This is a genomic window from Arthrobacter sp. Soil736, from assembly GCF_001428005.1.
Taxonomy (GTDB): domain Bacteria; phylum Actinomycetota; class Actinomycetes; order Actinomycetales; family Micrococcaceae; genus Arthrobacter.
Genome location: NZ_LMSB01000001.1, coordinates 1 through 24,386 on the forward strand (window position 1 = coordinate 1; position 24,386 = coordinate 24,386).

General features: G+C 67.7%; 17 protein-coding genes and 2 pseudogenes. 10 read left to right on the forward strand and 9 right to left on the reverse strand.

The window, feature by feature from the left end; all coding sequences use genetic code 11:
* Positions 1-44 precede the first annotated feature (44 nt).
* Positions 45-1,001 (forward strand): annotated as a pseudogene (locus tag ASG92_RS00005) (pyruvate dehydrogenase (acetyl-transferring), homodimeric type); the annotation flags it as partial.
* Positions 1,002-1,622: 621 nt separating this feature from the next.
* Positions 1,623-3,146 (forward strand): annotated as a pseudogene (locus ASG92_RS00010) (pyruvate dehydrogenase (acetyl-transferring), homodimeric type); the annotation flags it as partial.
* A 135-nt stretch (positions 3,147-3,281) separates the two neighbouring features.
* On the opposite strand, the gene ASG92_RS00015 reads toward ASG92_RS00010, so the two are convergent.
* The gene (locus ASG92_RS00015; RefSeq protein WP_056622666.1) at positions 3,282-3,479 is read right to left on the reverse strand and encodes a YegP family protein; all 198 of its coding nucleotides are present in this window, start codon (positions 3,477-3,479) and stop codon (positions 3,282-3,284) included.
* A 179-nt stretch (positions 3,480-3,658) separates the two neighbouring features.
* Between ASG92_RS00015 and nboR the strand changes: the two genes are divergently transcribed.
* Complete coding sequence (nboR, locus tag ASG92_RS00020; RefSeq protein ID WP_056622667.1) at positions 3,659-4,270, forward strand: nicotine blue oxidoreductase; 612 nt, start codon at positions 3,659-3,661, stop codon at positions 4,268-4,270.
* Between the two features lie 27 nt (positions 4,271-4,297).
* On the opposite strand, the gene ASG92_RS00025 is transcribed toward nboR, so the two are convergent.
* From ASG92_RS00025 to ASG92_RS00050, 6 genes are all read right to left on the reverse strand, one after another.
* A complete protein-coding gene (locus tag ASG92_RS00025; RefSeq protein WP_056622668.1) occupies positions 4,298-5,278 on the reverse strand; it encodes an aldo/keto reductase in 981 nt (326 codons plus the stop codon).
* 133 nt (positions 5,279-5,411) lie between these two features.
* A complete protein-coding gene (locus ASG92_RS00030) occupies positions 5,412-8,294 on the reverse strand; it encodes a molybdopterin cofactor-binding domain-containing protein (RefSeq protein ID WP_056622670.1) in 2,883 nt (960 codons plus the stop codon).
* A 2-nt stretch (positions 8,295-8,296) separates the two neighbouring features.
* The gene (locus ASG92_RS00035) at positions 8,297-9,229 is read right to left on the reverse strand and encodes an FAD binding domain-containing protein (protein ID WP_056622672.1); all 933 of its coding nucleotides are present in this window, start codon (positions 9,227-9,229) and stop codon (positions 8,297-8,299) included.
* Positions 9,220-10,548 carry an XdhC/CoxI family protein gene (locus ASG92_RS00040; RefSeq protein WP_056622676.1) on the reverse strand — a complete coding sequence of 443 codons (1,329 nt, stop codon included), beginning with the start codon at positions 10,546-10,548 and terminating at the stop codon, positions 9,220-9,222. The genes ASG92_RS00035 and ASG92_RS00040 overlap by 10 nt, the downstream gene beginning before the upstream one ends.
* A 156-nt stretch (positions 10,549-10,704) precedes the next feature.
* A complete protein-coding gene (locus ASG92_RS00045; RefSeq protein WP_056622679.1) occupies positions 10,705-12,222 on the reverse strand; it encodes an NCS2 family permease in 1,518 nt (505 codons plus the stop codon).
* 14 nt (positions 12,223-12,236) lie between these two features.
* On the reverse strand, positions 12,237-12,731 hold the full coding sequence (locus ASG92_RS00050) for a nucleoside deaminase (RefSeq protein ID WP_056622681.1): 495 nt from the start codon (positions 12,729-12,731) through the stop codon (positions 12,237-12,239).
* A gap of 401 nt (positions 12,732-13,132) precedes the next feature.
* Between ASG92_RS00050 and ASG92_RS00055 the strand changes: the two genes are divergently transcribed.
* Complete coding sequence (locus ASG92_RS00055; protein ID WP_056622683.1) at positions 13,133-14,506, forward strand: 8-oxoguanine deaminase; 1,374 nt, start codon at positions 13,133-13,135, stop codon at positions 14,504-14,506.
* Positions 14,507-14,652: 146 nt separating this feature from the next.
* A complete protein-coding gene (gene ligD / locus ASG92_RS00060) occupies positions 14,653-15,897 on the forward strand; it encodes a non-homologous end-joining DNA ligase (protein WP_056622685.1) in 1,245 nt (414 codons plus the stop codon).
* A gap of 93 nt (positions 15,898-15,990) precedes the next feature.
* Here the strand turns inward: ligD and ASG92_RS29095 are convergent, their stop codons facing one another.
* Positions 15,991-16,167 carry a hypothetical protein gene (locus tag ASG92_RS29095; protein ID WP_200951842.1) on the reverse strand — a complete coding sequence of 59 codons (177 nt, stop codon included), beginning with the start codon at positions 16,165-16,167 and terminating at the stop codon, positions 15,991-15,993.
* Between the two features lie 359 nt (positions 16,168-16,526).
* On the opposite strand from ASG92_RS29095, the gene pucL reads away from it, so the two are divergent.
* From pucL to ASG92_RS00080, 4 genes are all read left to right on the forward strand, one after another.
* Entirely contained in the window at positions 16,527-17,435 is a 909-nt protein-coding gene (pucL, locus tag ASG92_RS00065) for a factor-independent urate hydroxylase (RefSeq protein ID WP_056622686.1), read from the forward strand.
* 186 nt (positions 17,436-17,621) lie between these two features.
* On the forward strand, positions 17,622-19,103 hold the full coding sequence (locus tag ASG92_RS00070) for a nucleobase:cation symporter-2 family protein (protein WP_056622687.1): 1,482 nt from the start codon (positions 17,622-17,624) through the stop codon (positions 19,101-19,103).
* Between the two features lie 135 nt (positions 19,104-19,238).
* The gene (locus ASG92_RS00075) at positions 19,239-20,063 is read left to right on the forward strand and encodes a MurR/RpiR family transcriptional regulator (RefSeq protein ID WP_056622688.1); all 825 of its coding nucleotides are present in this window, start codon (positions 19,239-19,241) and stop codon (positions 20,061-20,063) included.
* A gap of 156 nt (positions 20,064-20,219) precedes the next feature.
* Positions 20,220-21,782 carry an NCS1 family nucleobase:cation symporter-1 gene (locus ASG92_RS00080; protein WP_056622691.1) on the forward strand — a complete coding sequence of 521 codons (1,563 nt, stop codon included), beginning with the start codon at positions 20,220-20,222 and terminating at the stop codon, positions 21,780-21,782.
* 151 nt (positions 21,783-21,933) lie between these two features.
* Here the strand turns inward: ASG92_RS00080 and ASG92_RS00085 are convergent, their stop codons facing one another.
* On the reverse strand, positions 21,934-22,689 hold the full coding sequence (locus ASG92_RS00085) for an IclR family transcriptional regulator (protein WP_056622701.1): 756 nt from the start codon (positions 22,687-22,689) through the stop codon (positions 21,934-21,936).
* A gap of 209 nt (positions 22,690-22,898) precedes the next feature.
* Here ASG92_RS00085 and ASG92_RS00090 point away from each other — a divergent pair, with 209 nt between their 5' ends.
* The gene (locus tag ASG92_RS00090) at positions 22,899-24,374 is read left to right on the forward strand and encodes an NAD-dependent malic enzyme (protein WP_056622704.1); all 1,476 of its coding nucleotides are present in this window, start codon (positions 22,899-22,901) and stop codon (positions 24,372-24,374) included.
* Positions 24,375-24,386: the final 12 nt, after the last annotated feature.

Here is a 24,386-nt window from a genome sequence, read left to right on the forward strand (position 1 = left end):
GCGAGTATGACGGCTATACTGTTATGCCGGACCTGAGGGCGCCGATGCATGCGCGCAAAGAGAGGTTGGACGTGGCTGCAGGAGAAGATACCTCCCATATCCTCAGCGGGTTGACTAACCAGCTGCCTGATCGTGATCCGGAAGAGACCGCCGAGTGGGTTGAGTCCCTGGATTCGCTGATCAGGGAACAGGGCACCGAGCGTGCCCAATACATCATGCGCAGTCTCCTGCAGCGTKCCGGYGCCCAGAGCGTCGGGGTTCCGATGGTCACCACCACGGACTATGTGAACACCATCCCGGCGGACCAGGAAGCGGAGTTCCCGGGCAACGAGGAGTTCGAGCGCCGCTACCGGGCGTACATGCGCTGGAACGCGGCCGTGATGGTSCACCGGTCCCAGCGGCCGAACATCGGCGTGGGCGGGCACATCTCCACCTACGCCGGGGCCGCGACCCTGTACGAGGTCGGCTTCAACCACTTCTTCCGCGGCAAGGACCACCCCGGCGGCGGGGACCAGGTCTTCTTCCAGGGCCACGCCTCCCCCGGCATGTACGCCCGGGCGTTCATGGAAGGCCGGCTGACCGAGCAGGACCTGGACGGGTTCCGGCAGGAGAAGTCCAAGGCSGGCCACGCGCTGTCCTCCTACCCGCACCCGCGGCTGATGCCGGAGTTCTGGGAATTCCCCACCGTGTCGATGGGCATCGGGCCGATGAACGCGATCTACCAGGCCCAGTCCAACCGGTACCTGCACAACCGCGGCCTGAAAGACACCGCCGAGCAGCAGGTCTGGGCGTTCCTGGGCGACGGCGAAATGGACGAGCCCGAGTCCCGCGGCCTGCTCCAGCTCGCCGCGAACGAGAACCTGGACAACCTGAACTTCGTGATCAACTGCAACCTCCAGCGCCTGGACGGGCCGGTGCGCGGCAACGGCAAGATCATGCAGGAACTCGAGGCGTTCTTCCGCGGCGCGGGCTGGAACGTCATCAAGGTCGTCTGGGGCCGGGACAACCTGAACTTCGTGATCAACTGCAACCTCCAGCGCCTGGACGGGCCGGTGCGCGGCAACGGCAAGATCATGCAGGAACTCGAGGCGTTCTTCCGCGGCGCGGGCTGGAACGTCATCAAGGTCGTCTGGGGCCGGGAATGGGATGACCTGCTCGCCCGCGACCACGACGGGTCGCTGGTGAAGATCATGAACGAAACCCCCGACGGGGACTACCAGACCTACAAGGCCGAGTCCGGCGGGTTCGTCCGCGAACACTTCTTCGGCAAGACCCCGCAGACCAAGGACATGGTCGCGGACCTGTCCGATGACAAGATCTGGGGCCTCAAGCGCGGCGGCCACGACTACCGCAAGGTCTACGCCGCGTACAAGGCCGCGACCGAATTCAAGGACGGGGACTACCAGACCTACAAGGCCGAGTCCGGCGGGTTCGTCCGCGAACACTTCTTCGGCAAGACCCCGCAGACCAAGGACATGGTCGCGGACCTGACCGATGACCAGATCTGGGGCCTCAAGCGCGGCGGCCACGACTACCGCAAGGTCTACGCCGCGTACAAGGCCGCGACCGAATTCAAGGGCAAGCCCACCGTGATCCTGGCCAAAACGGTCAAGGGCTACGGNCCGATGACAAGATCTGGGGCCTCAAGCGCGGCGGCCACGACTACCGCAAGGTCTACGCCGCGTACAAGGCCGCGACCGAATTCAAGGGCAAGCCCACCGTGATCCTGGCCAAAACGGTCAAGGGCTACGGCCTCGGCCCGCACTTCGAAGGCCGCAACGCCACCCACCAGATGAAGAAACTCACCCTGGATGACCTGAAGGAATTCAGGGACTATCTAAGGATTCCGATTTCCGACGCCCGGCTGGAGGAGGACCCGTACAGCCCGCCCTACTACCACCCCGGGTGGGACGCGCCGGAGATCGCCTATCTCCTCGAGCGGCGGAAGGCACTAGGGGGCTTCACGCCCGAGCGCCGTCCACACCACGCCGCCGTTGAATTGCCGGATGCCAAGACCTTCGACGTCGCCAAGCGGGGTTCGGGCAAGCAGCAGGCCGCCACCACCATGGCTTTCGTGCGCCTGCTCAAGGACCTGCTGCGCGACAAGAAGTTCGGGCACCGGATTGTTCCCATCGTTCCGGACGAATCACGGACCTTCGGCATGGATGCGTTCTTCCCCACGGCCAAGATCTACAACCCGGGCGGCCAGAATTACCTGTCCGTGGACCGGGACCTGGTCCTGGCCTACAAGGAATCCGCCCAGGGCCAGCTGATCCACCCCGGCATCAACGAAGCCGGCGCCGTCGCGGCGGCTTCCAGCGCACCGGCGACGCCTTCTGGGCCGCCGCGGACCAGATGACCCGCGGCTTCATCATCGGCGCCACCGCCGGCCGCACCACCCTCACCGGCGAAGGACTCCAGCACGCCGACGGCCACTCTCCCATCCTCGCCTCCACCAACCCCGCAGTGGTCACCTACGACCCCGCCTACGGGTACGAAATAGGCCACATCATGCGGGACGGCATCGAGCGCATGTACGGCCCGGACTCCGCAGCCGGAACAGACGGGGACCGGAACCTGATGTACTACATCACGGTCTACAACGAGCCCATCACCCAGCCGGAAGAGCCCGAGCACCTCGACATCACCGGTGTGCTGAAAGGCATCTACCGCGTATCGGCGTCAGGCGTGGAAGGTCCCAGGAGCCAGATCCTGGCCTCGGGTGTGTCCGTGCCGTGGGCGCTGGACGCCCAGCGGATCCTGGCCGAGGACTGGGGCGTCTCCGCGGACGTCTGGTCCGTCACGTCCTGGAACGAACTGCGCCGCGACGGCCTCGCCGCCGAGGAGGAAGCGTTCCTGAACCCCGGACAGCCCGCACGGGTGCCCTTCGTGGCCCAGCAGCTCGCCGGCGCGCAGGGCCCGGTGGTGGCGGTCTCCGACTACATGAAGGCCGTCCCGGACCAGATCCGCCAGTTCCTGCCGAACGAGTTCGCTTCGCTCGGCGCCGACGGCTTCGGCTTCTCACGCTGCAGCTGCTCGCGGCGAGGGGCGAGGTCGACGGCGGAGTGCCGGCGTACGCGATGGACCGCTACAAGCTCCTGGACGTCAACGCCGGCACCACAGGAGGCGCCGGCGGCGACTCCTGACCGTTGCTGGTTGGGCTTGTCGAAACCGGGTTTCGACAAGCCCAACCAGCGGAATTCCCGCTCTGCACCACAAAACGACGGCGGCCCCCACCTTCCGGTGGGGACCGCCGTCGTGCGTTCCGTAGCGCGTTCGATTTACGTTGAGGTCAGCGACGGGCGCCGGTCGACGATGAAGCCGGTCGCAGCGTTTTCCCGCACTGCAGTGATGCCTGCGACCACTGCTTTGATGTTCGGGAAGCTGGGTGAAACCGCAACTACTGTCCCATCCTCCGCCGTCAGCCGGAACCGAAATGAACCCTTGTCCCCGCTCAGTATTTCGAATGTGCCTGCCATTTACGCTCCTTCTGGGCTGCGTCATTGCAGCCGTCTGTGACCCCCAATTGCCAACACGACGTTTACGAGGTTAGCGGCCATTAACCGAAGTAGCCACCCCTACTAATCGGTAGTTTTCCAGCGGTCACAAGGGCGGGCGCTCCGTCCCTGGCTCCGCACAGTCCCCTAAGGTGGTGATCATGGCAGACTCCGGCATCCCCGCCACCACGGCCGTCCTGCTCGCCGCGGGCGCCGGCACCAGGCTGGGCCTCGGCCCGAAAGCGCTCCTGCCCTTCCGCGGCCGCACGCTCGTTGAGGTGCTGGCCGACGTACTGCTCGACGGCGGCTGCCGTGAAGTGGTGATCGTCCTCGGCGCGGCAGCGGACTCCGTCCGCGCCGGAACCGATCTCCGGCGGCATACCGTGGTGGAGAACGCCGGCTGGGGCAGCGGCATGGGCGGTTCCTTCAAGCTGGGCCTCTCCCGCGCCCGGGCCGGGGACCACGTGCTCGTGGCGCTCGTCGACCAGCCAGGGCTGACACCGGAAACCGTGACCCGGCTGCTGAGGGCGCACCGGCCCGGCCGCGTGACCGCCGCCGCCTACACGGACAATGCGGGGAGGCTCCGGCGCGGGCACCCGCTGCTGCTCGATTCCTCACTCCGCCCTGAGGCCACGGAGTCAGCAGCCGGCGACGCCGGCGCGCGGCAATTTCTCCAGGCCCGCCCGGAGCTGATCGACCTGGTGGACTGCGGTGCCGGGGAGCAGTCCGGCGCGGACATCGACACCCCGGACCAGCTCCACCTGCTCGGCTGATCCCGCCACACCAAAGGCTGGGCGGCACTACCAGCGCGGGTGGATCGCCTCGCGGAAGTAGTGGTCGTAGATCCAGCGCACGCCCTCGTTGAACTCCTCGTTCAGGGAAATTCCGGCCGCGGCCGCGTTGGCCCGGGCCTGCTCCACGTTCCGGGCACCGGGGATGACCGAGGTGACGCCGTCCTGCGCGGCGATCCAGGCGATGGCTGCCTGCGCGGTGCCGGCCCCCTCGGGCACCAGCTGCTCGAACTCGGCAACTGCCTTGAGCCCGAGTTCGTAATCGACGCCGGAGAAAGTCTCGCCGACGTCGAACGCGTCACCGCTGCGGTTGAAATTCCGGTGGTCGTCCGCGGCAAACGACGTGTCTTTGGTGTACTTGCCGGACAGCAGCCCGGAAGCCAGGGGCACGCGGGCGATGATTCCCACTCCCGCGGCCTTCGCGGCGGGCAGCACCTCGTCCAGCGGCTTGAGCCGGAAGGCGTTCAGGATAATCTGCACGGCTGCCGTGCCGGCGTGGCTTATCGCTTCCAGGGCTTCGTCCGTCCGTTCCACGCTGACGCCGTAGTTCCGGATGGCGCCCTCGGCGACGAGGGTGTCCAGGGCGTCATACACCTCGGCGTTGCTGTAGACGGGCGTGGGCGGGCAGTGCAGCTGGACCAGGTCCAGGGAGTCGGTCCGGAGGTTGCGGCGCGAGCGGTCCACCCATTCGCGGAAGTTGGCCAGGTTGTAGTTCTCCGGGCGCTGTTCCGCCCGGCGGCCCATCTTGGTGGCCACGGTGATGTCCAGCCCCGGATTGTCCGCCAGGAACGCGCCGATGGCCTGTTCGCTGCGGCCGTCCCCGTAGACGTCAGCGGTGTCGAAGAACGTCACACCCGCCTCAGCCGACGCGGCGAGGACGGCCTGTGCCTGTGCCGGATCCACGTTGCCCCAGTCGGCGCCGAGCTGCCAGGTGCCGAGTCCTACGACGGAAACGTTCCGTCCGGTCTTGCCTAAGATGCGCTGTTCCATCCTCCGACTATATGGGTCCGGCCGCCGCCCCCGCTGTAATGCCCCGCCCTGATGACGCGGCGGGCCGCTCCGGGCGGGGCTCCTTCCGTGCCCGGAGCGGCCGGGTGAGCGGAGGCGGAGGGCCGCTGCGTGCCTAGCGGGCGCGGAGGGCTTTGACTGCCGTGGCGGGGACCAGGCCGGCTTCCTTCAGCCCCAGGTAGATCTTGTCCCGGGCGATCGGCAGCTCGGCGAACCGCACGCCTGTGGCGTGGCGGATGGCGTTCGCCAGGGCCGGAGCCACCGGGTTGAACGGGCTCTCGCTCATGGACTTTGCGCCCAGCGGCCCCAGCTTGTCGTTGGTGTCGGCGAAGTACACCTCGCTGCGGGGCACATCCGCGAAGGAGGGGATGTGGTACTGCCGGAGGATGTCCGTGGTGACCCGTCCGGCGTCGTCCACCCTGACCTCTTCGTAGAGCGCTGCGCCCAGTGCCTGCGCGATCCCGCCCTCGATCTGGCCCCGGCACTGCCGCGGGTTCACCACCACGCCGGCGTCCGCCGCCTGAACGCTCTGCAGGATCTTCAGCTCGCCTGTCCCGGTGTTGACCGCGACCCGGAACCCTTGGACGTTGAAGGCCACCGAGCGCGGTGTCCCGCCCCAGCGCCCCTCGGCGGCGAGTTCGACGCCGGCCCGGCTGGCGGCGTCGTAAAGTTCCGTCAGCGGCACCCGGGTTCCCTCGCAGACCACGGCGTCGCCGTCGAGCACGCAGCCGGATGCCTGGATCTGCCGGCTTCCGGCGGCGAACGCCCGGATCCGGACGGCAAGTTCCTCGGCGGCGGCCAGCGTGGCCTTGCCCGCCACCACGGTGCCGGCGGAGCCGAAGGCGCCGGTGTCGTGCTCGATCAGGTCCGTGTCAGACTGCCGGACCGCAACCCGGGCGGCCACCGTGGACAGTGCCGTCGCCGCGAGCTGTGCATGCACCGTGGTGGTGCCGTTGCCGAATTCGGCGGTCCCGACGTCGGCGGCGTACGTGCCGTCCGCAAGGAGCCTGAGTTTCGAATGGGCAAAGTGGCCCCGCGGCGGCACGGTGTCGATCATGGACAGCGCCGTGCCCTCCCCCGTGACCCAGTCCGGCCCGAGGTCGTCCAGCCCGGCGGACCGGTAGCGTTCACGGCCGCGTTCCAGGGCGTCCTGCACCAGCCGCGTGCACTGGTCCAGCCCATAGCTGCCGTAATGGACGTCCTCCTCGGGCTCGGATTGCGTGGAGAGCATGTCATCGCCCTCGCGGACCATGTTGCGGCGGCGGAACTCCAGGGGGTCCATGCCGATGCCGAGGGCCAGTTCATCCATGGCCGACTCGATGGCGAAGATCATCTGGCTGAGGCCGTAGCCCCGGAAGGCGCCGGAGGGCACCGTGTTGGTGTACACGGCGCGGGCGTCCACCTTCTTGTTGGCGCACTTGTAGACCGCGAGTGATTCGCCGCAGCCGTGGAACATGACGCCGGGCGCGTGGTTGCCGTAGGCGCCGGTGTTAGTGAGGACATCCAGCTGCAGCGCCGCGAGGCTGCCGTCGCTGCCGGCGCCCGCCTTGAGCCTGATGGTGAACGGGTGGCGGACGGTGCTGGCGGTGAACTGTTCGGTGCGCGTGAACTCCAGCTGCACGGGGCGCCCCAGCTTCAGGGCGGCGAGCGCCGCGATGTCCTCCGTCAGCACCTCCTGCTTCCCGCCGAAACCGCCGCCCACCCGTCCGGCAACCACGTGGACCTGCTCTTCCGGCAGCCCGAACACGCGGCACAGCGTGCGCCGCACGAGGAACGGAACCTGGCTGGACGTTCGCACCTGGAGCCGGCCGGCGTCGTCGACCGAGGCGATGGACGCGTGCGTCTCCAGCGCCACGTGCTGCACGCGCTGGGTCCGGTACGTCTGTTCGTGGATGAAGTCCGCCGCCGCGAAGCCGTCCCGGACGCTGCCGAGCTCGGAGTGCAGCTCGGCCACGATGTTCCGTTCCGGCCGGGCGATGCGTGCCGTGCCGGCGTCCTTGTCCCCGTGGAGCGCGGGCGCCCCGGGGCTGGTGGCGTCCTGCGGGGTGAACACGGCGGGGAGTTGTTCGTAGTCCACCCGGACGGCCCGGACTCCCGCTTCAGCCGCGGCCACCGACTCGGCCACGACGGCGGCGACGCGCTGCCCGCGGAACCTCACCACGGTGTCCAGGACACGGGTGTCGTCGGGGTCGTCGGTGTAGAGCTCGTGCTGGGCGCTGGAAAACAGCTGGGCCGGCGCATCCTCATGGGTGAGCACCGCAACGACGCCGGGGACCGTCAGTGCCGCGGTCTTGTCGATGGACAGCACCCGGGCGTGGGCGTGCGGCGAGCGCACCAGCTTCAGATGAAGCAGCCCGGGCAACTCCTGCGCCGGGACGTCCAGCGTGTAGCGGGCCTGGCCGGTCACCACGGCCCGGCTGGCGGGGGCGGGCACATCGTCGCCCAGCTGGCCGGCCTGCGGCGCGGGCTGGCCTTGACCGGCAATGCCCGAACCCGGTCCGGCGGGATCGGGGTGGCCCTCGTGGCCGCACACGGCGTCGCCGATGGCCCGGTATCCCGTGCACCGGCACAGGTTACCCTTCAGGCTGCGGGGCAGGTTCTCCTTCTGGGCTTCATCGAAGGTTGCGGCCGTCATCACCATGCCGGCAGTGCAGAAGCCGCACTGGAAGCCCTGCCGGTCCAGGAACTGCTGCTGCATCGGGTGGAGCGCTGCACCTGTGGCTGCGCCAGCGGCTCCGGCCGCGGTTCCGGCTGTGGCTCCGGCCGCGGTTCCGGCGAGGCCCTCGATCGTGGTGACGGCGTGGCCGTCGGCGCGCACGGCCGGATAGATGCAGCTGTGCACCGGCGTGCCGTCAACGTGCACGGTGCAGGCGCCGCAGTCCCCGCCGTCGCAGCCCTTCTTGACGCCGAGGTTGCCCTGTTCGCGCAGGAACGTGCGCAGGCACTGGCCGGGGCGCGGCTGGGTTTCCACCGCTGCGCCGTTGATCTCGATGGCCATGATCAGGCCCCTTCCTGCGGCGTGGGTTCCCGCCGCGGACTCTGCGGCGGCCAGAAGTCCCCGGACACCCGGGCGGGCACCGCGCCCGCCCTCGCGTCCAGGTCGTCCCGGATCTCCTCGGCCAGACGGTACGTCATGTCGCGCCGCCAGGCCGGCAGGCCGTGAATATCGTCGTGGTACAGGCTGTCCGGGATGGCCCCGTCCAGCGCGGCTGCAAGGTCCTCCGCGTCCGGCACCGAGCCGAAGCGCAGCTGCACGGGCCGCTTCGTCGCGGCGGTGACGGTGAGCGTCAGCTGCCCGCCGCCGTCGAGCGTTCCGATCAGCAGCACCCCCGACCGGCCGAGGTTGCTCAGCGACAGCCGGCGGAACGCCACCCGCGAGGACAGGGCCGACGCCGGGAGGCTGACACCGCGGAGAAGCTCGCCGGGTGCGAGGGCGTTCTGCCCGTCCCCGGTGATGAAATCCGCCACCGGCAGCTCCCGGCTGGAGCCGTCCGGGCTGAGCACCGTGGCGGTGCCGTCCAGCCCGGCGCAGAGCGAGATCATGGGCCCGGCCGGCAGCGAGGTGCACAGGTTTCCGCCCACCGTGGACATGTTCCAGACCTTGAAGGAGGCCACGAAGGAGTCGCAGCAAGGGCGGATGAGGTCCAGCCCGGGCCAGTCGCGGGCGGCCGGCGGTGAGGCGGCCAGGGTGTCCGGCAGTGCGTAGAGTTCGGCGACCGTGCACGTGGCGGCGAGCTCGATGCCCGCGTCTGTCACCGTGATGGCGGGCCAGCCGGCCGAGCCGAGGTCCAGCAGGCGCCGGAGCGGCTCCGGGCCGAAGGCGGTGCTGCCGTAGGAAAAGAGCACGGTGCCGCCGGCGAGCCAGGCGTCGCCGGCGCGCCACTCGGCAGGGTCCGCGGTGCGGACCACGGCCTCAATGGTGTTCATGTCCATGCGGTCTCCTGGCGTGCTGGTTCGGCGCCGAGGCGCGGTTCGGAAGGGAAGCGCGGCTCGGCCGGACGGTGGTGGATGGGCCCGGTGCCGTCCTTCAGGGGCGGACAGGCAGCGGCGCCGCTCCGGGCCGCGATCAGTTCGGCGGTGATGGAGACGGCCACTTCAGCCGGTGTGACGGCCCCGAGATCCAGGCCGATCGGTGAGTGCAGCCGGGCCAGTTGCGCCGGAGTCACGCCCGCCTCGAGCAGGGCATCGACGCGCTGCCGGTGGCTGCGCCGCGAGCCCATCGCTCCGACGAACGCCACGTCCAGGCCCAGTGCGGTCCGCAGCAGCGGGATGTCGAACTTGGGGTCGTGGGTGAGCACGCAGACCACAGTCCTTGAGTCCACGCGGCCCGCGGACGCTTCGGCGGCGAGATACCTGTCCGGCCAGTCGGTGGCGACGTCGTCCGCGGCGGCGAAGCGGTCCTGTCCGGAGAATGCCGGGCGAGCGTCGCAGAGGGTGACGCGGTAGCCGAGCAGCTTCGCGGCAGGCAGCAGCGCCGCGCCGAAGTCGTTGGCCCCGAAAACCAGCATGCGGGCCGCCGGCAGCCTGCTCTCCACCAGCAGCGTGGCCGGTTCCGGGCTGGTGCCTTCGCTTTGTGGCACGGGTGTGCCGGAACCCGTGCCCGAAACCTCACCGGGGGTAGCCGCGGCGACGGTCGCGGAAAGGCAGCCCTCCGGCGGGGCGAGCCGCACCAGTCCGGTCCGACCGCCCCGCAGCAGCGGTTCGAGCTGGGCAGCGGCCGCCAGCATCAGCCGCCCGGCCGCCCGGGCGCCGACATGGGCCAGTCCCAGTAGCGCCGCGAGTTCCGCGGAAGACTCCACCCGGTAGGTTGCCGGATCCGGGATCACGACAGCGCCGCCCCCGCGGGCGTCCACCCGCCGGATCAGGGCCAGTGCGGCGGCGGGTTCGTGACCGGCGAGCGCCTGCAGGTTCTCCAGCCGGAGGCCGCCCGGGGCCGAGCCCAGCGGCTGGATGTGGACCTCCAGCTCACCGCCGCAGGTGAGCCCAACGGCGAACGCGTCCTCGCGGCTGTAGCCGAAGTGCTCGAGGCGGCTGCCGCCGTCGGCCATCACTTCGAGCGCCGACTCCACCACGGCTCCCTCAACGCAGCCGCCGGACAGGCTGCCCAGGATCCTTCCCGTTTCGGAAACCAGCATCGAAGTGCCTGGCGGGCGCGGCACGGAGCCGCTGGCCGCAACGATGGTGGCCACGGCACACCGTTCGCCGGACACAGCTGGGCGCCAGCCGCTAAGAGAAGGCATCAGATCCAGCATGGCGGCATTCCCTCTTCCCGTGCGATGGTGCCCATATTCTCATTCCTATCCTTTGTACGGGGAAGCGTTCACCATGGCGCACGCATCAGTTTGGTTGCAGTTGGTGGACCGGGACCGGCCCCATCTGCCTGCCCCGGTCCGGTCTCAGGGGGCCGGTTACGCGCCGAGCAGCGCGCTGACGGGTCCGCGGGCGAAGTAGACCAGGAAGCCGGCCGTCACCACCCACATCAGCGGGTGGATCTTCTTGGCCTTGCCGGAGGCTGCCCCGATCACGGCCCAGGACACGAAGCCCACACCGATGCCGTTGGCGATCGAGTAGCTCAGCGGCATGGTGACGATGGTCAGGAAGGCCGGGAGGGCCACCGCGAACTTGCTGAACTTGATCTCGCGGATCTGGGCCATCATCATGGCGCCCACCACCACCAGGGCGGCGGCGGCAACCTCGAGCGGCACCACGCTGGTGAGCGGGGTGAGGAACATGGAGCCCAGGAACAGCGCGCCGGTGACCACCGATGCCAGTCCGGTGCGGGCGCCTTCCCCGATGCCCGCGGCGGAGTCGATGTACACGGTGTTGGAGGACCCCGACGTCGCGCCGCCGGCCACGGCCCCGATGCCTTCCACAATGAAGGCCGACTTCAGCCGCGGGAACGTGCCGTCCTTGTGCGCCAGGCCTGCGCTCTTGGCGAGCCCGGTCATGGTGCCCATGGCGTCGAAGAAGTTGGTGAACACGAGCGTGAACACCAGCATGGTCGCGGCGAGCCCGCCGATCCGGCCGAAGGCTCCGAACATGTCGAACTGGCCCACCAGGCCTAGGTCCGGCGCCGAGACCAGCTGGCCGGACAGCACAGGCGTGTTGAGGTGCCAGCCGCCGGGGTTGGCAGCACTGCCGGGGCCGATATGGAGGATCGCCTCCACCACGGCCGCGAGGACGGTGGTGGCCACGATGCCGATCAGCAGGCCGCCCTGGACTTTCCGGGCCACCAGGATTCCCATGACCAGGAGGCCCACAATGAACACCATGGTGGGGATGGACGTGATGGAGCCGTTCTCGCCGAGCTGGACGGGCGGCCCGCCGGTGGTGGCGCGGACGAAGCCCGAGTCCACGAAGCCGATGAACGCGATGAACAGGCCGATGCCCACAGTGATGGCCGCCTTCAGCTCCTTCGGGACAGCACGGAAAATGGCGGTCCGGGCGCCGGTGACGCCGAAGAGGACGATCAGGATGCCGTTGATGACCACCAGGCCCATGGCCTCGGCCCAGGTGACTTCGTGGATCACTGCCACGGCGAGGAACGAGTTGATGCCGAGCCCCGCTGCCAGCCCGAACGGCAGGTTGGCGATCAGCCCGAAGGCGATGGTCATGACGCCGGCGGTGAGCCCGGTGACCGCACCCACCTGGGCCGCGGACAGCCAGCCCCCGGCAACGTCGGTGGGGGCGTTGTCCGCACTGAAGCCGCCCAGGATCAGCGGGTTCAGGATGACGATGTACGCCATGGTGAAGAAGGTGACCAGCCCGCCCCGCAGCTCGCGCGCCAGGGTGGAGCCGCGCTGGGTGATCTGGAAGAAGCGGTCAAGGAAGGCGTTCGACGCCGGCGGCCGGGTGTTCGGTGCCTGCTGCCGTTGGCGCTGGGGTGCCACGCGGGGCCCCTCGGGGGTCGTGTCCAGGATTGTCATCTCAGCCACCGGCCCTAGTAATCGATCCTGGAGTCGAGCGTGTTCCAGGTGGTGAACGGTTCCAGGATGGCCGGCGCCCCGGGATCGCCCAGGTCCAGCTTGGACACGGGCATCAGGGCATCCCGGTCCACGTTGTCGAAGTACTCGTAGAAGACGGCGTCGTCGAAGCCAACGGAAGCGGCATCGTGCCGGTCGGCGGCAAAGACCACGCGGTCGATGCGGGCCCAGAGCGCCGAGGCCAGGCACATGGGGCACGGCTCGCAGCTGCTGTAGAGGGTGGCCCCGCGGAGGTCGAAGGTGCCGAGTCCGCTGCACGCGCGGCGGATGGCCGTGACCTCGGCGTGGGCGGTGGGATCGTTGTCGGCGGTGACGCGGTTGACGCCGTCGAAAGCCTGACCGTCGGCGGTGACGATCACGGCTCCGAACGGGCCGCCGCTGTTCAGGACGTTGGCAGTTGCCAACCGGATGGATCTGGCCAGGAAAGCCTCGGCCGTGACGGTGGTACTCATGATGCGACTCCCTTTGCTGTGGAAGCCTGTACCCGTGCCGGGACGGAATGGACCAGTTGCGACGGTTACCAGGCTTCAGCATGTGCTTTTGAAGGTTAAGTTGCGCCTGGTAGATAGCTTCCCGGTAGCCGGGTGCCCGCCTTTGGCAAGTTCGAGATTAGCACCGGATTGTGGTGTGCGCCATAGTTTTCTGGAAACTTAATTTCGCGATGTGAAATCCATGTTTCCGGGCTGTCACTCGGGGCTGCTGCTCCGGGCAGTCACAATGCGCGGGCATTGACGCCCTTCCCGGGCCAGCCCTACGCTGGTGCCGATCCGGCCCCCTCAGGCGGCCGGCCACCTGGATCAGCAGACAGGCCCCTGAGCTGGAACGCATCGGCACGCTCAGACAGGAACCGCACATGGCCCAGACACTTTTCCGCCCCTCCGAACGCCGGCTCTGGATCCGGCATCCGCTCGCCGCCTACTCCGCGAACGGCCTTGACGCCTCCGGCGGCGTGGTGGTCCGCGGAGGCCGGATCACGGAGGTGCTTGGCGCCGGCGAACTGCCGTCCGCACCCTGCGACGAGACGTTCGACGCCGGCGGCCACGTTCTGCTGCCGGGCCTGATCAACAGCCACCACCACTTCTACCAGACGCTGACGCGCGCCTGGGGGCCGGTGGCCAACGCCGCGCTGTTTCCGTGGCTGCAGAACCTCTACCCGGTGTGGGCCCGGCTCACGCCGCGTGACCTCGAGCTCGCCGCCACGGTGGCGCTCGCCGAGCTCCTGCTGTCCGGCTGCACCACCGCGGCGGACCACCACTACGTGTTTCCGGCGGGCATGGAGGACGCCATAGACATCGAAGTGCGTGCGGTCCGCCGGCTGGGGATGCGGGCCACGCTGACCCGCGGTTCCATGGCACTGGGAGAGAACGACGGCGGGCTGCCGCCGCAGTCGACAGTGCAGGCGGCGGAGGTGATCCTTGCCGACAGCGAACGGCTGGTCGGCGAGTACCACGAGCGCGGCGACGGCGCCGTGATCCAGATCGGGCTGGCTCCGTGTTCGCCGTTTTCCGTGACCAAGGAGATCATGGCCGAGAGCGCCCTGATGGCCGGGCGGCTGGACGTCCGGCTGCACACGCACCTGGCCGAGACCCTGGACGAGGAGGAGTTCTGCCGCGCGATGTTCGGACTGCGGACCGTCGACTACCTCGACAGCGTGGGATGGCTGACGGACCGGACCTGGCTCGGCCACGGCATCCACTTCAGCACTGCCGAGATCGCCCGGCTGGGAGCCGCGGGCACCGCCGTCGCGCACTGCCCGACGTCGAATATGCGGCTGGCTTCCGGCACCGCGCGGGTGCTCGAACTGGAGGACGCCGGAGTTCCCGTGGGGCTGGGAGTGGACGGATCGGCGTCGAACGATGCCTCAAACATGATCCTCGAGGCGCGGCAGGCGCTGTACCTGCAGCGGCTGCGCTACGGGGCGCAGGTCCCCGTGGAGCGGGCACTGGGCTGGGCCACGCGCGGGTCGGCGGCGGCGCTGGGCCGTCCGGACCTCGGCCAGCTGGCCCCCGGAATGCAGGCGGACATGGCCCTGTTCAAGCTGGACGAGCTGCGGTTCTCGGGCAGCCACGATCCCCTCGCCGCGTTGCTCCTGTGCGGGGCGGACCGCGCCGACCGGGTGATGGTGGGCGGGCAGTGGCGGGTCGTGGACGGGCAGATCCCGGGGCTGGACGTGGCCGGGCTGATCGCCGAGCACTCGGCCGCGGCGCGAAGGCTGGTTAACGGCTAGGCCCCTTTCGCCATTTCGACGGTTCCCTGCGCACTAGATGTTCGCAAGCGTCTTGTGCGCAGGGAACCGTCGAAACGGGGCCTCTGCCGCTTTCGGTTGCCGCGGCTGGTCTGGCTGCGGCATCCGATCGTTGCTAGCGTGGCGGAATGAACCCGTCGAAGACCCCGGCCGAGATCCTCGACATTGCCGGCACCGAGGTTCGCATCTCGAGTCCGGACAAGGTGGTGTTCCCCGAGCCCGGGCTGACGAAGCTCGACCTGGTGCGCTACTACCTCGCCGTCGCGGATGGTGCGCTGCGCGGCGCCGGCGGCCGGCCAATGGTGCTCAAGCGCTTCCCGAAGGGCATCGACGCTGAGCCGTTCTTTCAGAAGCGCGTGCCCGAAAACCACCCCGACTTCATCGACACGACGACCCTGCACTACGCGTCGGGGACGTCGGCTGCGGAGGCCGTCATCCGGGATGCTGCGGGCCTGGCGTGGGTCGTGAATCTTGGATGCCTCGACCTCAACCCGCATCCCGTGCGCGCCGAGGACCTCGAGCACCCCGACGAGCTGCGGGTCGACCTGGATCCGATGCCGGGAGTCGACTGGTCCCAGATCGTCGATGTCGCGTATGTCGCGCGGGAGGTGCTCGACGACGCAGGACTCGTGGGGTGGCCGAAGACGAGCGGGTCGCGCGGACTCCACATCCTGGTGCGCATCTCGCCGCAGTGGTCGTACCGCGACGTGCGGCTCGCCGCCGAGACCCTCGCCCGCGAGGTCGAAAACCGCGCTCCGGGCCTCGCCACCGCGCGGTGGTGGAAGGAAGAGCGCGGCGAGAGTGTGTTCGTCGACTTCAACCAGAACGCAAAGGACCGCACCGTGGCATCGGCGTACTCGATCCGGCCCCTGCCGGACGCCCGGGTCTCGACGCCGCTCGCATGGGAGGAGGTCACCTCCATCCGGCCGGAACAATTCACGGTGCCCACGGTGCTCCAGCGCTTCGCAGTCGTGGGCGACCCTCACGCCGGCATCGATGACGCGGTCGGCACACTCGACGGGCTCCTCGCGCTGGCGGCCGAGCTCGGCCCCGCCGAGAAGCCGCCGCGCGGCGGCGACGGCTCCGGCCGCCGGCAGTCGGTGATGCCGCTCATTGAGGTGGCCCGCACCAAGACCAAGCCCGAGGCGCTCGCGGCGCTCGACGAGTGGAAGACCCGGCATGCGGACCTCGTCCCGGCCCTGCACCCCGCCGATGTGCTCGTCGACGGAATGCGCGGATCGAGTTCGCTCTGGTACAGGGTGCGGGTGAACCTGCAGCACGTCCCCGAAGCGGAGCGTCCGCCGCAGGAGGAGCTCATCGCCGACTACGACCCATGGGCCGGCAAGGAGTGGCCGGGGCGCCTGGGGTCCTGACGCCGGCGGTCCTGACACCGGCGCCGCACGCCTGTCTGAGATCGCCTTCCCGACGCAGGTGCGCAGAGTCCGGCGCCCGTTGCGGCAGGAGCTCTACGGACGTTGCCGGCCGAACACCGGGAGCGCCCGCAGCCAGCGGGAGAGGCCGCGGGCCCGGCGATCGCAGTCGGCCGGAATGTAGAAGTCAGGGTCCGTGGCGCCGAACGGCAGGTACAGTTCCTGGCCGGGCGCCGGGAATTCCGCGACGTTGTTCTTATCCTGCGAGTCCATCTGTTCCTCCTCGTTCCTGTGGTGTCTTGTGTTCGGATTTCATAATCCGGAAAACACTTTTTGTTATGTGGAAAATTCTAGGCTGGCCAACCGAGACCCGTCAAGACCCCAGGCGGCTGCCGGTCATAATCGGATTTTTCAAATTGTGATGTACACCACGGCATGGCTGCGCTACGCTGGAAGGCAATTCGTGGCGCATGTCACGTAACCTGGGAGCAGCAGGCAGGGTCGTAATGAGCTGACATCAACTGATGTCGGCTCATTTTTTGTTGGGTCGACGGGACAAGAAACGCGTGGGAAACACGCGCTTAATTTCACTGTGGAACTTTGGTTCCACTTACGGAAGTTGGGAACTGACCATGAGCAACAACATCGTCCTCGGCAACAACCAGTACGGCAAGGCCGAAGTCCGCGTCGTCAAGATCACCCGGGACACCGAGCGCCACGAGATCGAAGACCTGAACGTCACCTCGCAGCTCCGCGGGGATTTCGCCGCGGCGCACCTCGAAGGCGACAACGCCCACGTCGTGGCCACGGATACGCAGAAGAACACCATCTACGCCTTCGCCCGCGACGGGATCGGCTCACCCGAAGCCTTCCTGCTGCGCCTCGGCGAGCACTTCACGTCCAGCTTCGAGTGGGTCACCGGCGGCCGCTGGGAAGCCGAGTCCTACAGCTGGGACCGCATCCAGGCCCACGGCAACGCGCACGACCACTCCTTCGTGCGCAACGGCCAGGAGGTCCGCACCGCGGTCCTGGTCCGCGACGGCGCCGCCACCCACCTCATCTCGGGGCTCAAGGACCTGACCGTGCTGAAATCCACGCAGTCCGGTTTCGTTGGCTACCCCAAGGACAAATACACCACACTGCCCGAGACCACGGACCGGATCCTCGCCACCGACGTTTCCGCCCGCTGGCGCTTCAAGGCAGGAACCGACTTCAACTCGCTGGACTTCAACAAGAACTACCAGGACGTCAAGGCCCTCCTGCTCGAAGGCTTCACCGAGAAGTACTCGCACGCCCTGCAGCAGACGCTCTTCGACATGGGCACCAAGGTCCTCGAGGCGCACAGCGAAATCGAGGAGATCAGGTTCTCGATGCCCAACAAGCACCACTTCCTGGTTGACCTCTCGCCGTTCGGCCTGGACAACCCCAACGAGGTCTTCTTCGCCGCCGACCGCCCCTACGGCCTGATCGAGGCGACCGTCCAGCGGGACGATGCCGCCCCGGCAGAGATCGCCTGGTCCGGCATCGCCGGCTTCTGCTAGGCACCGGCACCGGCGGGAGACACCCCGCGCAGCAAACCACAACTTCATAGCCAGACCGACCCGAGGTTTGCCGTTCCGCCGGCACGGCAAACCCCGGACCCCGGCCCCGGGCCGCAAGACTCAAATTTGTTAGCCAGACATTGTTAGCCAGACGAAGGCGTCTGCCATGAACCAAGAAAGTCTGCCATGAACACCAAGAAAAAAGTCCGCCCAGCGGCAGCCCGCCCCGAAGACCAGAAACTGCCCATCGGCAGCACCTTCGCCTACGGGTTCCAGCACGTCCTCACTATGTACGGGGGCATCATCGCCCCGCCGCTGATCATTGGTGCGGCCGCCGGCATGTCCTCGCAGGACATCGGCCTGCTGATTGCCGCCTGCCTGTTCGTCGGCGGCCTGGCCACGATCCTCCAGACTGTCGGCATCCGCTTCTTCGGGTCCCAGCTGCCCCTGGTCCAGGGCGTTTCCTTTGCGGGCGTTTCCACCATGGTGGCGATCGTCCACGGCGGCGGTGGCATCCAGGCGGTCTTTGGCTCGGTGATCGCGGCCTCCCTGATCGGCCTAGCGATCACGCCGCTGTTTTCCAAGATCATCCGCTTCTTCCCGCCGGTGGTCACGGGCACGGTCATCACCACCATCGGCCTGACGCTGATGCCGGTCGCGGCCAACTGGGCCATGGGCGGCAACAGCAAGGCACCTAACTACGGCAGCGTGGCCAACATCGGCCTGGCCGCCGCCACCATGGCGATCGTCCTCCTGCTCAGCAAGGTGGGCAGCGCCGCGATCTCCCGGCTCTCCATCCTGCTGGCCATGGTGCTGGGCACGGTGATCGCCGTCGTCTTCGGCATGGCCGATTTCTCCAAGGTTGGCCAGGGCGAAATCGTCGCCTTCCCCACCCCGTTCGCGTTCGGCGCCCCCACGTTCGAGATCGCCGCGATCGTCTCCATGCTGATCGTCATCCTGGTGACCCTCACGGAGACCTCGGCGGACATCATTGCCGTGGGCGAGATCGTGGGCACCAAGGTCGACTCCAAGCGGATCGGCGACGGCCTGCGGGCGGACATGCTCTCCAGCGCCATCTCCCCGCTGTTCAACTCCTTCACCCAGAGCGCGTTCGCCCAGAACGTGGGACTCGTTGCCATCACCGGCGTCAAAAGCCGGTTCGTGGTCAGCGCCGGCGGCCTGATCCTCGTCATCCTTGGCCTGCTGCCGGTTCTTGGCCGGGTGGTCGCGGCGGTGCCGACCCCCGTCCTGGGCGGTGCCGGCGTCGTACTCTTTGGAACGGTTGCCGCGAGCGGCATCCGGACGCTCGCCAAGGTGGAGTACAAGAACAACATGAACCTGATCATCGTGGCGGCGTCCATCGGCTTCGGCATGATTCCCATCGCCGCCCCGGCGTTCTACGACCAGTTCCCGTCCTGGTTCGGCACCATCTTCCACTCCGGCATCAGCTCGGCCGCGGTGATGGCCATCCTGCTGAACCTGCTGTTCAACCACCTCAAGGCCGGCAACTCGGAAAACCAGTCGGTGTTCGTGGCGGGAACCGGCCGAGTGGTCCGCGAGGAGGACTTGAAGTGCCTGGCCGACGGCGACCGATACGAGGGCGGCAAGCTGATCGACTGCGACGGCAAGGAAGTCCCGGTCCAGTCGTCCACCACGTCGGAACACTAAGCCACTCACCCACCAAGCGCGAACGGACAGTTGAGTCCCTTTTCCCAAGGGCCGCAACTGTCCGTTCGCGCGTGCAGTTCCCGCCTAGGACGCCGCCTGATGCCGCGGACCCTGCCGGCGTGAGACGGTTGTTTCATGAGGATCGACGAACGAATCGAACGGCACTATGCGGAGCTGAGCCCCCAGGAACAGAAGGCGGCAGACACGCTGCTGGACCGCCTGGGCGACCTCGCTACCTACAACGCCGCGGAACTCGCGAGGCTCAGCGGCGTCTCCAAGGCAACCATGAGCCGGCTGTTCCGGCGGCTCGGCTTCGAGGATTTCAACGAGGTCAAGGAACACACCCGGTCCATCCGTTCCAGCGGAATGCCGCTGGGGCCGCAGTCGTCCGACGGCGGCCTGGCCGCCCACTTGGGGCAGGAACAGGACAACCTCCGCCGCCTAGCTGAATCGCTCGACGAGGAAAAGCTGTCGGCGGCAAGCAGCACCCTCGCCGTTGCCGGGACCGTGCTGCTGCTCGGCTTCCGCAACAGCTATCCGTTGGCGCTGCATTTGCGGCAGCAGCTGCTCCAGTGCCGGAAGGGCGTGTCCGTGGCCCCGCAGCCGGGGCAAAGCCTTGGCGAAGAGCTCGCCGGGCTGGGTTCCGGGGACGTGGTGGTGTTCTTCGGCTTCCGACGGCGGCCCGCCGAATTCCGCAAAGTCCTCCAGGCAGCTTCGTCCACCGGAGCCGCGACCATTCTGATCGGGGACCCGAGCGCGCGCCGGCTGGCTGCCGACGCCACGCTCTGGCTCGAATGCCCGGTGGACGGCGCCCACGCCTTTGACAGCTACGCTGCGGCGATGAGCCTGGTCAGCGTCCTGGCTAACGGCGTACTCCTGGTGCTGGGACGTGCCGGCCGCGAGCGGGTGCGGGAGGTCACGGGCCTGTTCGACTCGCTGGGCGAGATCGAGGCTCGCTGACGCAGGAACTCTCCTAAACGGACAAGCGCCGCGGCAAGGCACGGCAGAAGTAAAGAGGATTTGTTCCAGCAGAAACAGCTCTGAAACATTGGTTCCATCTAATTGAAAGCGTGAAACGGCCGGACCGGCGGCTGTCCCAATCTTTTAGAGGAATCCATGACAGAATCCGCAACCGCCGCAGCCCGGGTTGAAGCACCCGCCCGCACCGGCCAGCTCCCCGACTATGCTCCCCAACTCAGCAACGAGGACCTCGTTCCGCTGCAGAACCAGCACTGGACCAGCTACAACCTGTTCGCCTTCTGGATGTCGGACGTCCACAGCATCGGCGGCTACGTCACGGCAGGAAGCCTGTTCGCGCTGGGCCTGGCCAGCTGGCAGGTCCTCGTAGCCCTGCTGGTCGGCATCGTGATCGTCAATGTCTTCTGCAACCTCGTGGCCAAGCCCAGCCAGCTCACCGGCGTCCCGTACCCGGTCATCAACCGGGCAGTGTTCGGCGTCAAAGGCGCCAACATCCCGGCCATCATCCGCGGACTGATCGCAGTGGCCTGGTACGGCGTCCAGACCTTCCTGGCGTCCGAGGCGCTGGTGATCGTCTTCCTGAAGTTCTTCCCCGGCATCGCGCCGCTGTACGACGTCGAACAGAGCGGCTTCCTGGGGCTCTCCACCCTCGGCTGGATCTGCTACGGCATCCTCTGGCTGGCCCAGGCCGCGCTCTTCTGGAACGGCATGGAGAGCATCCGCAAGTTCATCGACTTCGCCGGCCCCGCCGTGTACGTGGTGATGCTGGTCCTGGCCATCTACCTGGTCTCCAAGGCGGGCATCGGCAACATCAGCCTGAACCTGTCCAGCGGCGAGCCCCTGGACTTCGCCGCCTCCATCCCCGTGATGATCTCCGCCATCGCCCTGGTGGTGTCCTACTTCTCCGGGCCGATGCTCAACTTCGGCGACTTCGCCCGCTACGGCAAGAGCTACAAGGCGGTCAAGAAGGGCAATCTCCTGGGCCTGCCGGTGAACTTCCTGTTCTTCTCGCTCCTGACCGTGATCACCGCCTCGGCCACCATCCCCGTGTTCGGCCACCTCATCACGGACCCGGTCAAGACCGTCCAGGAAATCGACACGGTGTTCGCCGTTCTGCTGGGCGGACTCACCTTCGTCATCGCCACCGTGGGCATCAACATCGTGGCCAACTTCATCTCGCCGGCCTTCGACTTCTCCAACGTCAGCCCGCAGAAAATCAGCTGGCGGGCAGGCGGCATGATTGCCGCCGTCGGCTCCGTCATCCTGACCCCGTGGAACTGGTACTCCAACAACGACGCCATCCACTACACTCTGGGCGTCCTGGGCGCGTTGATCGGGCCGCTGTTCGGCATCCTGATCGCCGGGTACTACGTGGTCAGCCGCCAGAAGGTCTGGGTGGATGACATGTACACACTGAAGACCACAGGCCGTTACTGGTTCCGGAACGGCTACAACCCGAACGCCGTCAAGGCCGTGGCCATCAGCGGCGCAATCTCCATCGCCTCCGTGCTGATCCCCAAGATCCTGCTCGACACCGGGGGCACATCAGTGAATGCCACCTGGATCGGAAACTACAGCTGGTTCCTCGGATGCGCACTTGGCTACGCCGTCTTCCGGGCGATGGAGCGCAAGTCCCCTATGATCTCGCTCGAACCCTCCGGAGCGGACACCGGCACCGTCAGCGACGGCACGCTCGTCTAGTACCCACCGCCGTCGAACTCGACCAAGGCAATCGGCTGGTTAAGCGCGAACGAACACTTGAGGCCCCTGTTTCCAAGGGCCTCAAGTGTTCGTTCGCGCTCCAGAGCCAGCACCGCAAGCAAGCAAGAACTGGGAAGAACGACGGCGGGGGTCAGTTTTGGTTGAGCTCGTCCGAGATCGCCTGGGCTGCTTCGCGGAGCAGCGGGACCGCGCGGTCGGCGAACGACTGGTCCACACGGGACACCGGCCCGGACACCGAGATGGCCGTGGGCGTGGGGGCGTTGGGCACGGCCATGGCGAAGCAGCGGACTCCGAGCTCCTGCTCCTCCTCGTCGATCGAGTAGCCGCGCTCGCGGATGCGGTTCAGGTCGGCAATGAGGGAGTCGAAGTCGCCGATGCTCTTGGGCGTGGGCGTGGGCATTCCGGTCCGGGTGACGATCCCGCGGACCACCTCGTCGTCCAGCTGCGCCAGGATGGCCTTGCCCACGCCGGTGTCGTGCGTGTGCGCGCGGCGGCCCACCTCGGTGAACATGCGCATGGAGTGCAGCGACGGCACCTGGGCCACGTAGATCACCATGTCCGAGTCGAGCACGGCCATGTTGGAGGTCTCGCCCAGCCTGTCCACGAGGGACTTCAGCTGCGGCCGGGCCAGGGCGCCGAGCTGCTTGTTGGCGCCCTCCCCCAGCCGGATCAGCCGCGGGCCGAGTGCGTAGCGGCGGTTGGGCAGCTGGCGGATGTAGCCCAGCGTGACCAGGGTGCGCAGGAGCCGGTGGATCGTGGGCAGGGGCAGATCCGTGGACGAGGAGAGTTCACTGAGCGTGACGTCGCCGCCGGCGTCGGTGATCAGTTCCAAAAGTTCAAAGACGCGCTCAACGGACTGCACGCCTCCGGGGGCTTTTTCAGCCATGTAGCAATCTCCTGCTTGCTCGGTTCCGACAACTCTTATCCGCATCGTGAAAAGAACTGCTTAGAAAGCCAAAGATACAGCACCGCACCGCCGGCGTCGATGCACCCTCGGGGCTTGTGTTTCCATAAAGTAGATAATAATATCCATAATACGAAAACATTCACCGGAACGACCCAGCCCAGCGATGGGCCCAAACAGGAGGACATTCAATGGCGAACCCGAGCCCCGGAAATTCGATCACCTTGCGCGTGGAAGCACCGTCCAGCTTCTCCGCCACCAGCGAACTCGCCGCCGCCGTGGGCGCAGCCGGCGCGGCCATCACCGCCTTGGACGTCACCGAGTCGCACCACGAAACGCTCGTTGTCGACGTCACCTGCAACACCACCGACGACGACCACGCCAACTGCGTGAAGGACGCCCTCAACGCGCTCGACGGCGTCACGGTCCGGAACGTCTCGGACCGCACCTTCCTCATGCACCTGGGCGGCAAGCTCGAGGTCGTCCCCAAGGTGGCCCTGCGCAACCGCGACGATCTCTCCCGCGCCTACACCCCCGGCGTCGCCCGCGTCTGCCTGGCCATCGCCGAGGACCCGGCAGCGGCCCGGAACCTGACCGTCAAGCGCAACACCATCGCCGTGGTCACCGACGGCTCGGCCGTCCTGGGCCTGGGCAACATCGGCCCGGCCGCCGCGCTTCCGGTCATGGAAGGCAAGGCCGCCCTCTTCAAGCAGTTCGCCAACGTGGACGCCTGGCCCGTCTGCCTGGACACCCAGGACACCGAAGAAATCATCAGGATCGTCAAGGCCATCGCCCCCGTGTACGGCGGCGTGAACCTCGAGGACATCGCGGCCCCGCGCTGCTTCGAGATCGAGAACCGGCTCCGCGAGGAACTGGACATCCCCGTGTTCCACGATGACCAGCACGGCACCGCCATCGTCACCCTGGCAGCCCTCGTCAACGCGCTCCGCGTCGTGGGCAAGAAGCTCGAAGAGGTCCGGATCGTGGTCTCCGGCGTCGGCGCGGCGGGTTCGGCCATCATCCAGCTGCTCAAGGCCCAGGGCGCGCGGCACATCGTGGCCGCCGGCCGCTCCGGCGCCATCCACTCCGGCGAGCAGTACAACGACGAACACCGCAGCTGGATCGCCGCCAACACCAACGAAGAAGGCTTCTCCGGAACCCTGCACGAGGCCCTCAAGGGCGCCGACGTGTTCATCGGCGTCAGCGCCCCGCACGTGATCGGCGAGGAGCAGGTTGCCTCGATGGCCAAGGACGCGATTGTTTTCGCCATGGCCAACCCGACGCCGGAGATCGATCCCGCCGTCGCGTCCAAGCATGCCGCCGTCGTGGCCACGGGCCGCAGCGACTTCCCGAACCAGATCAACAACGTGCTGGCCTTCCCGGGATTCTTCCGCGGGCTGCTGGACGCCGGCGCGTCGGACATCACGCCCGAAATGCTGGTGGCCGCGGCCGAGGCCATTGCCAACCGCGTTGCTGACGATGAGCTCAACGCCAGCTACATTATCCCCAGCGTCTTCGACCCTCACGTGGCCGCGGACGTCGCCGCAGCCGTGGCAAACGCAGCCCACGCCGCAGCCGGCGTCCGCACGTCACCGGCGGCAACGGGGGACACAATGGAAGCAGCAGCACCTGCTGCCGCAAACACAGCAGCCTTCGCCACCGCCTGATTCGCAGCCCTG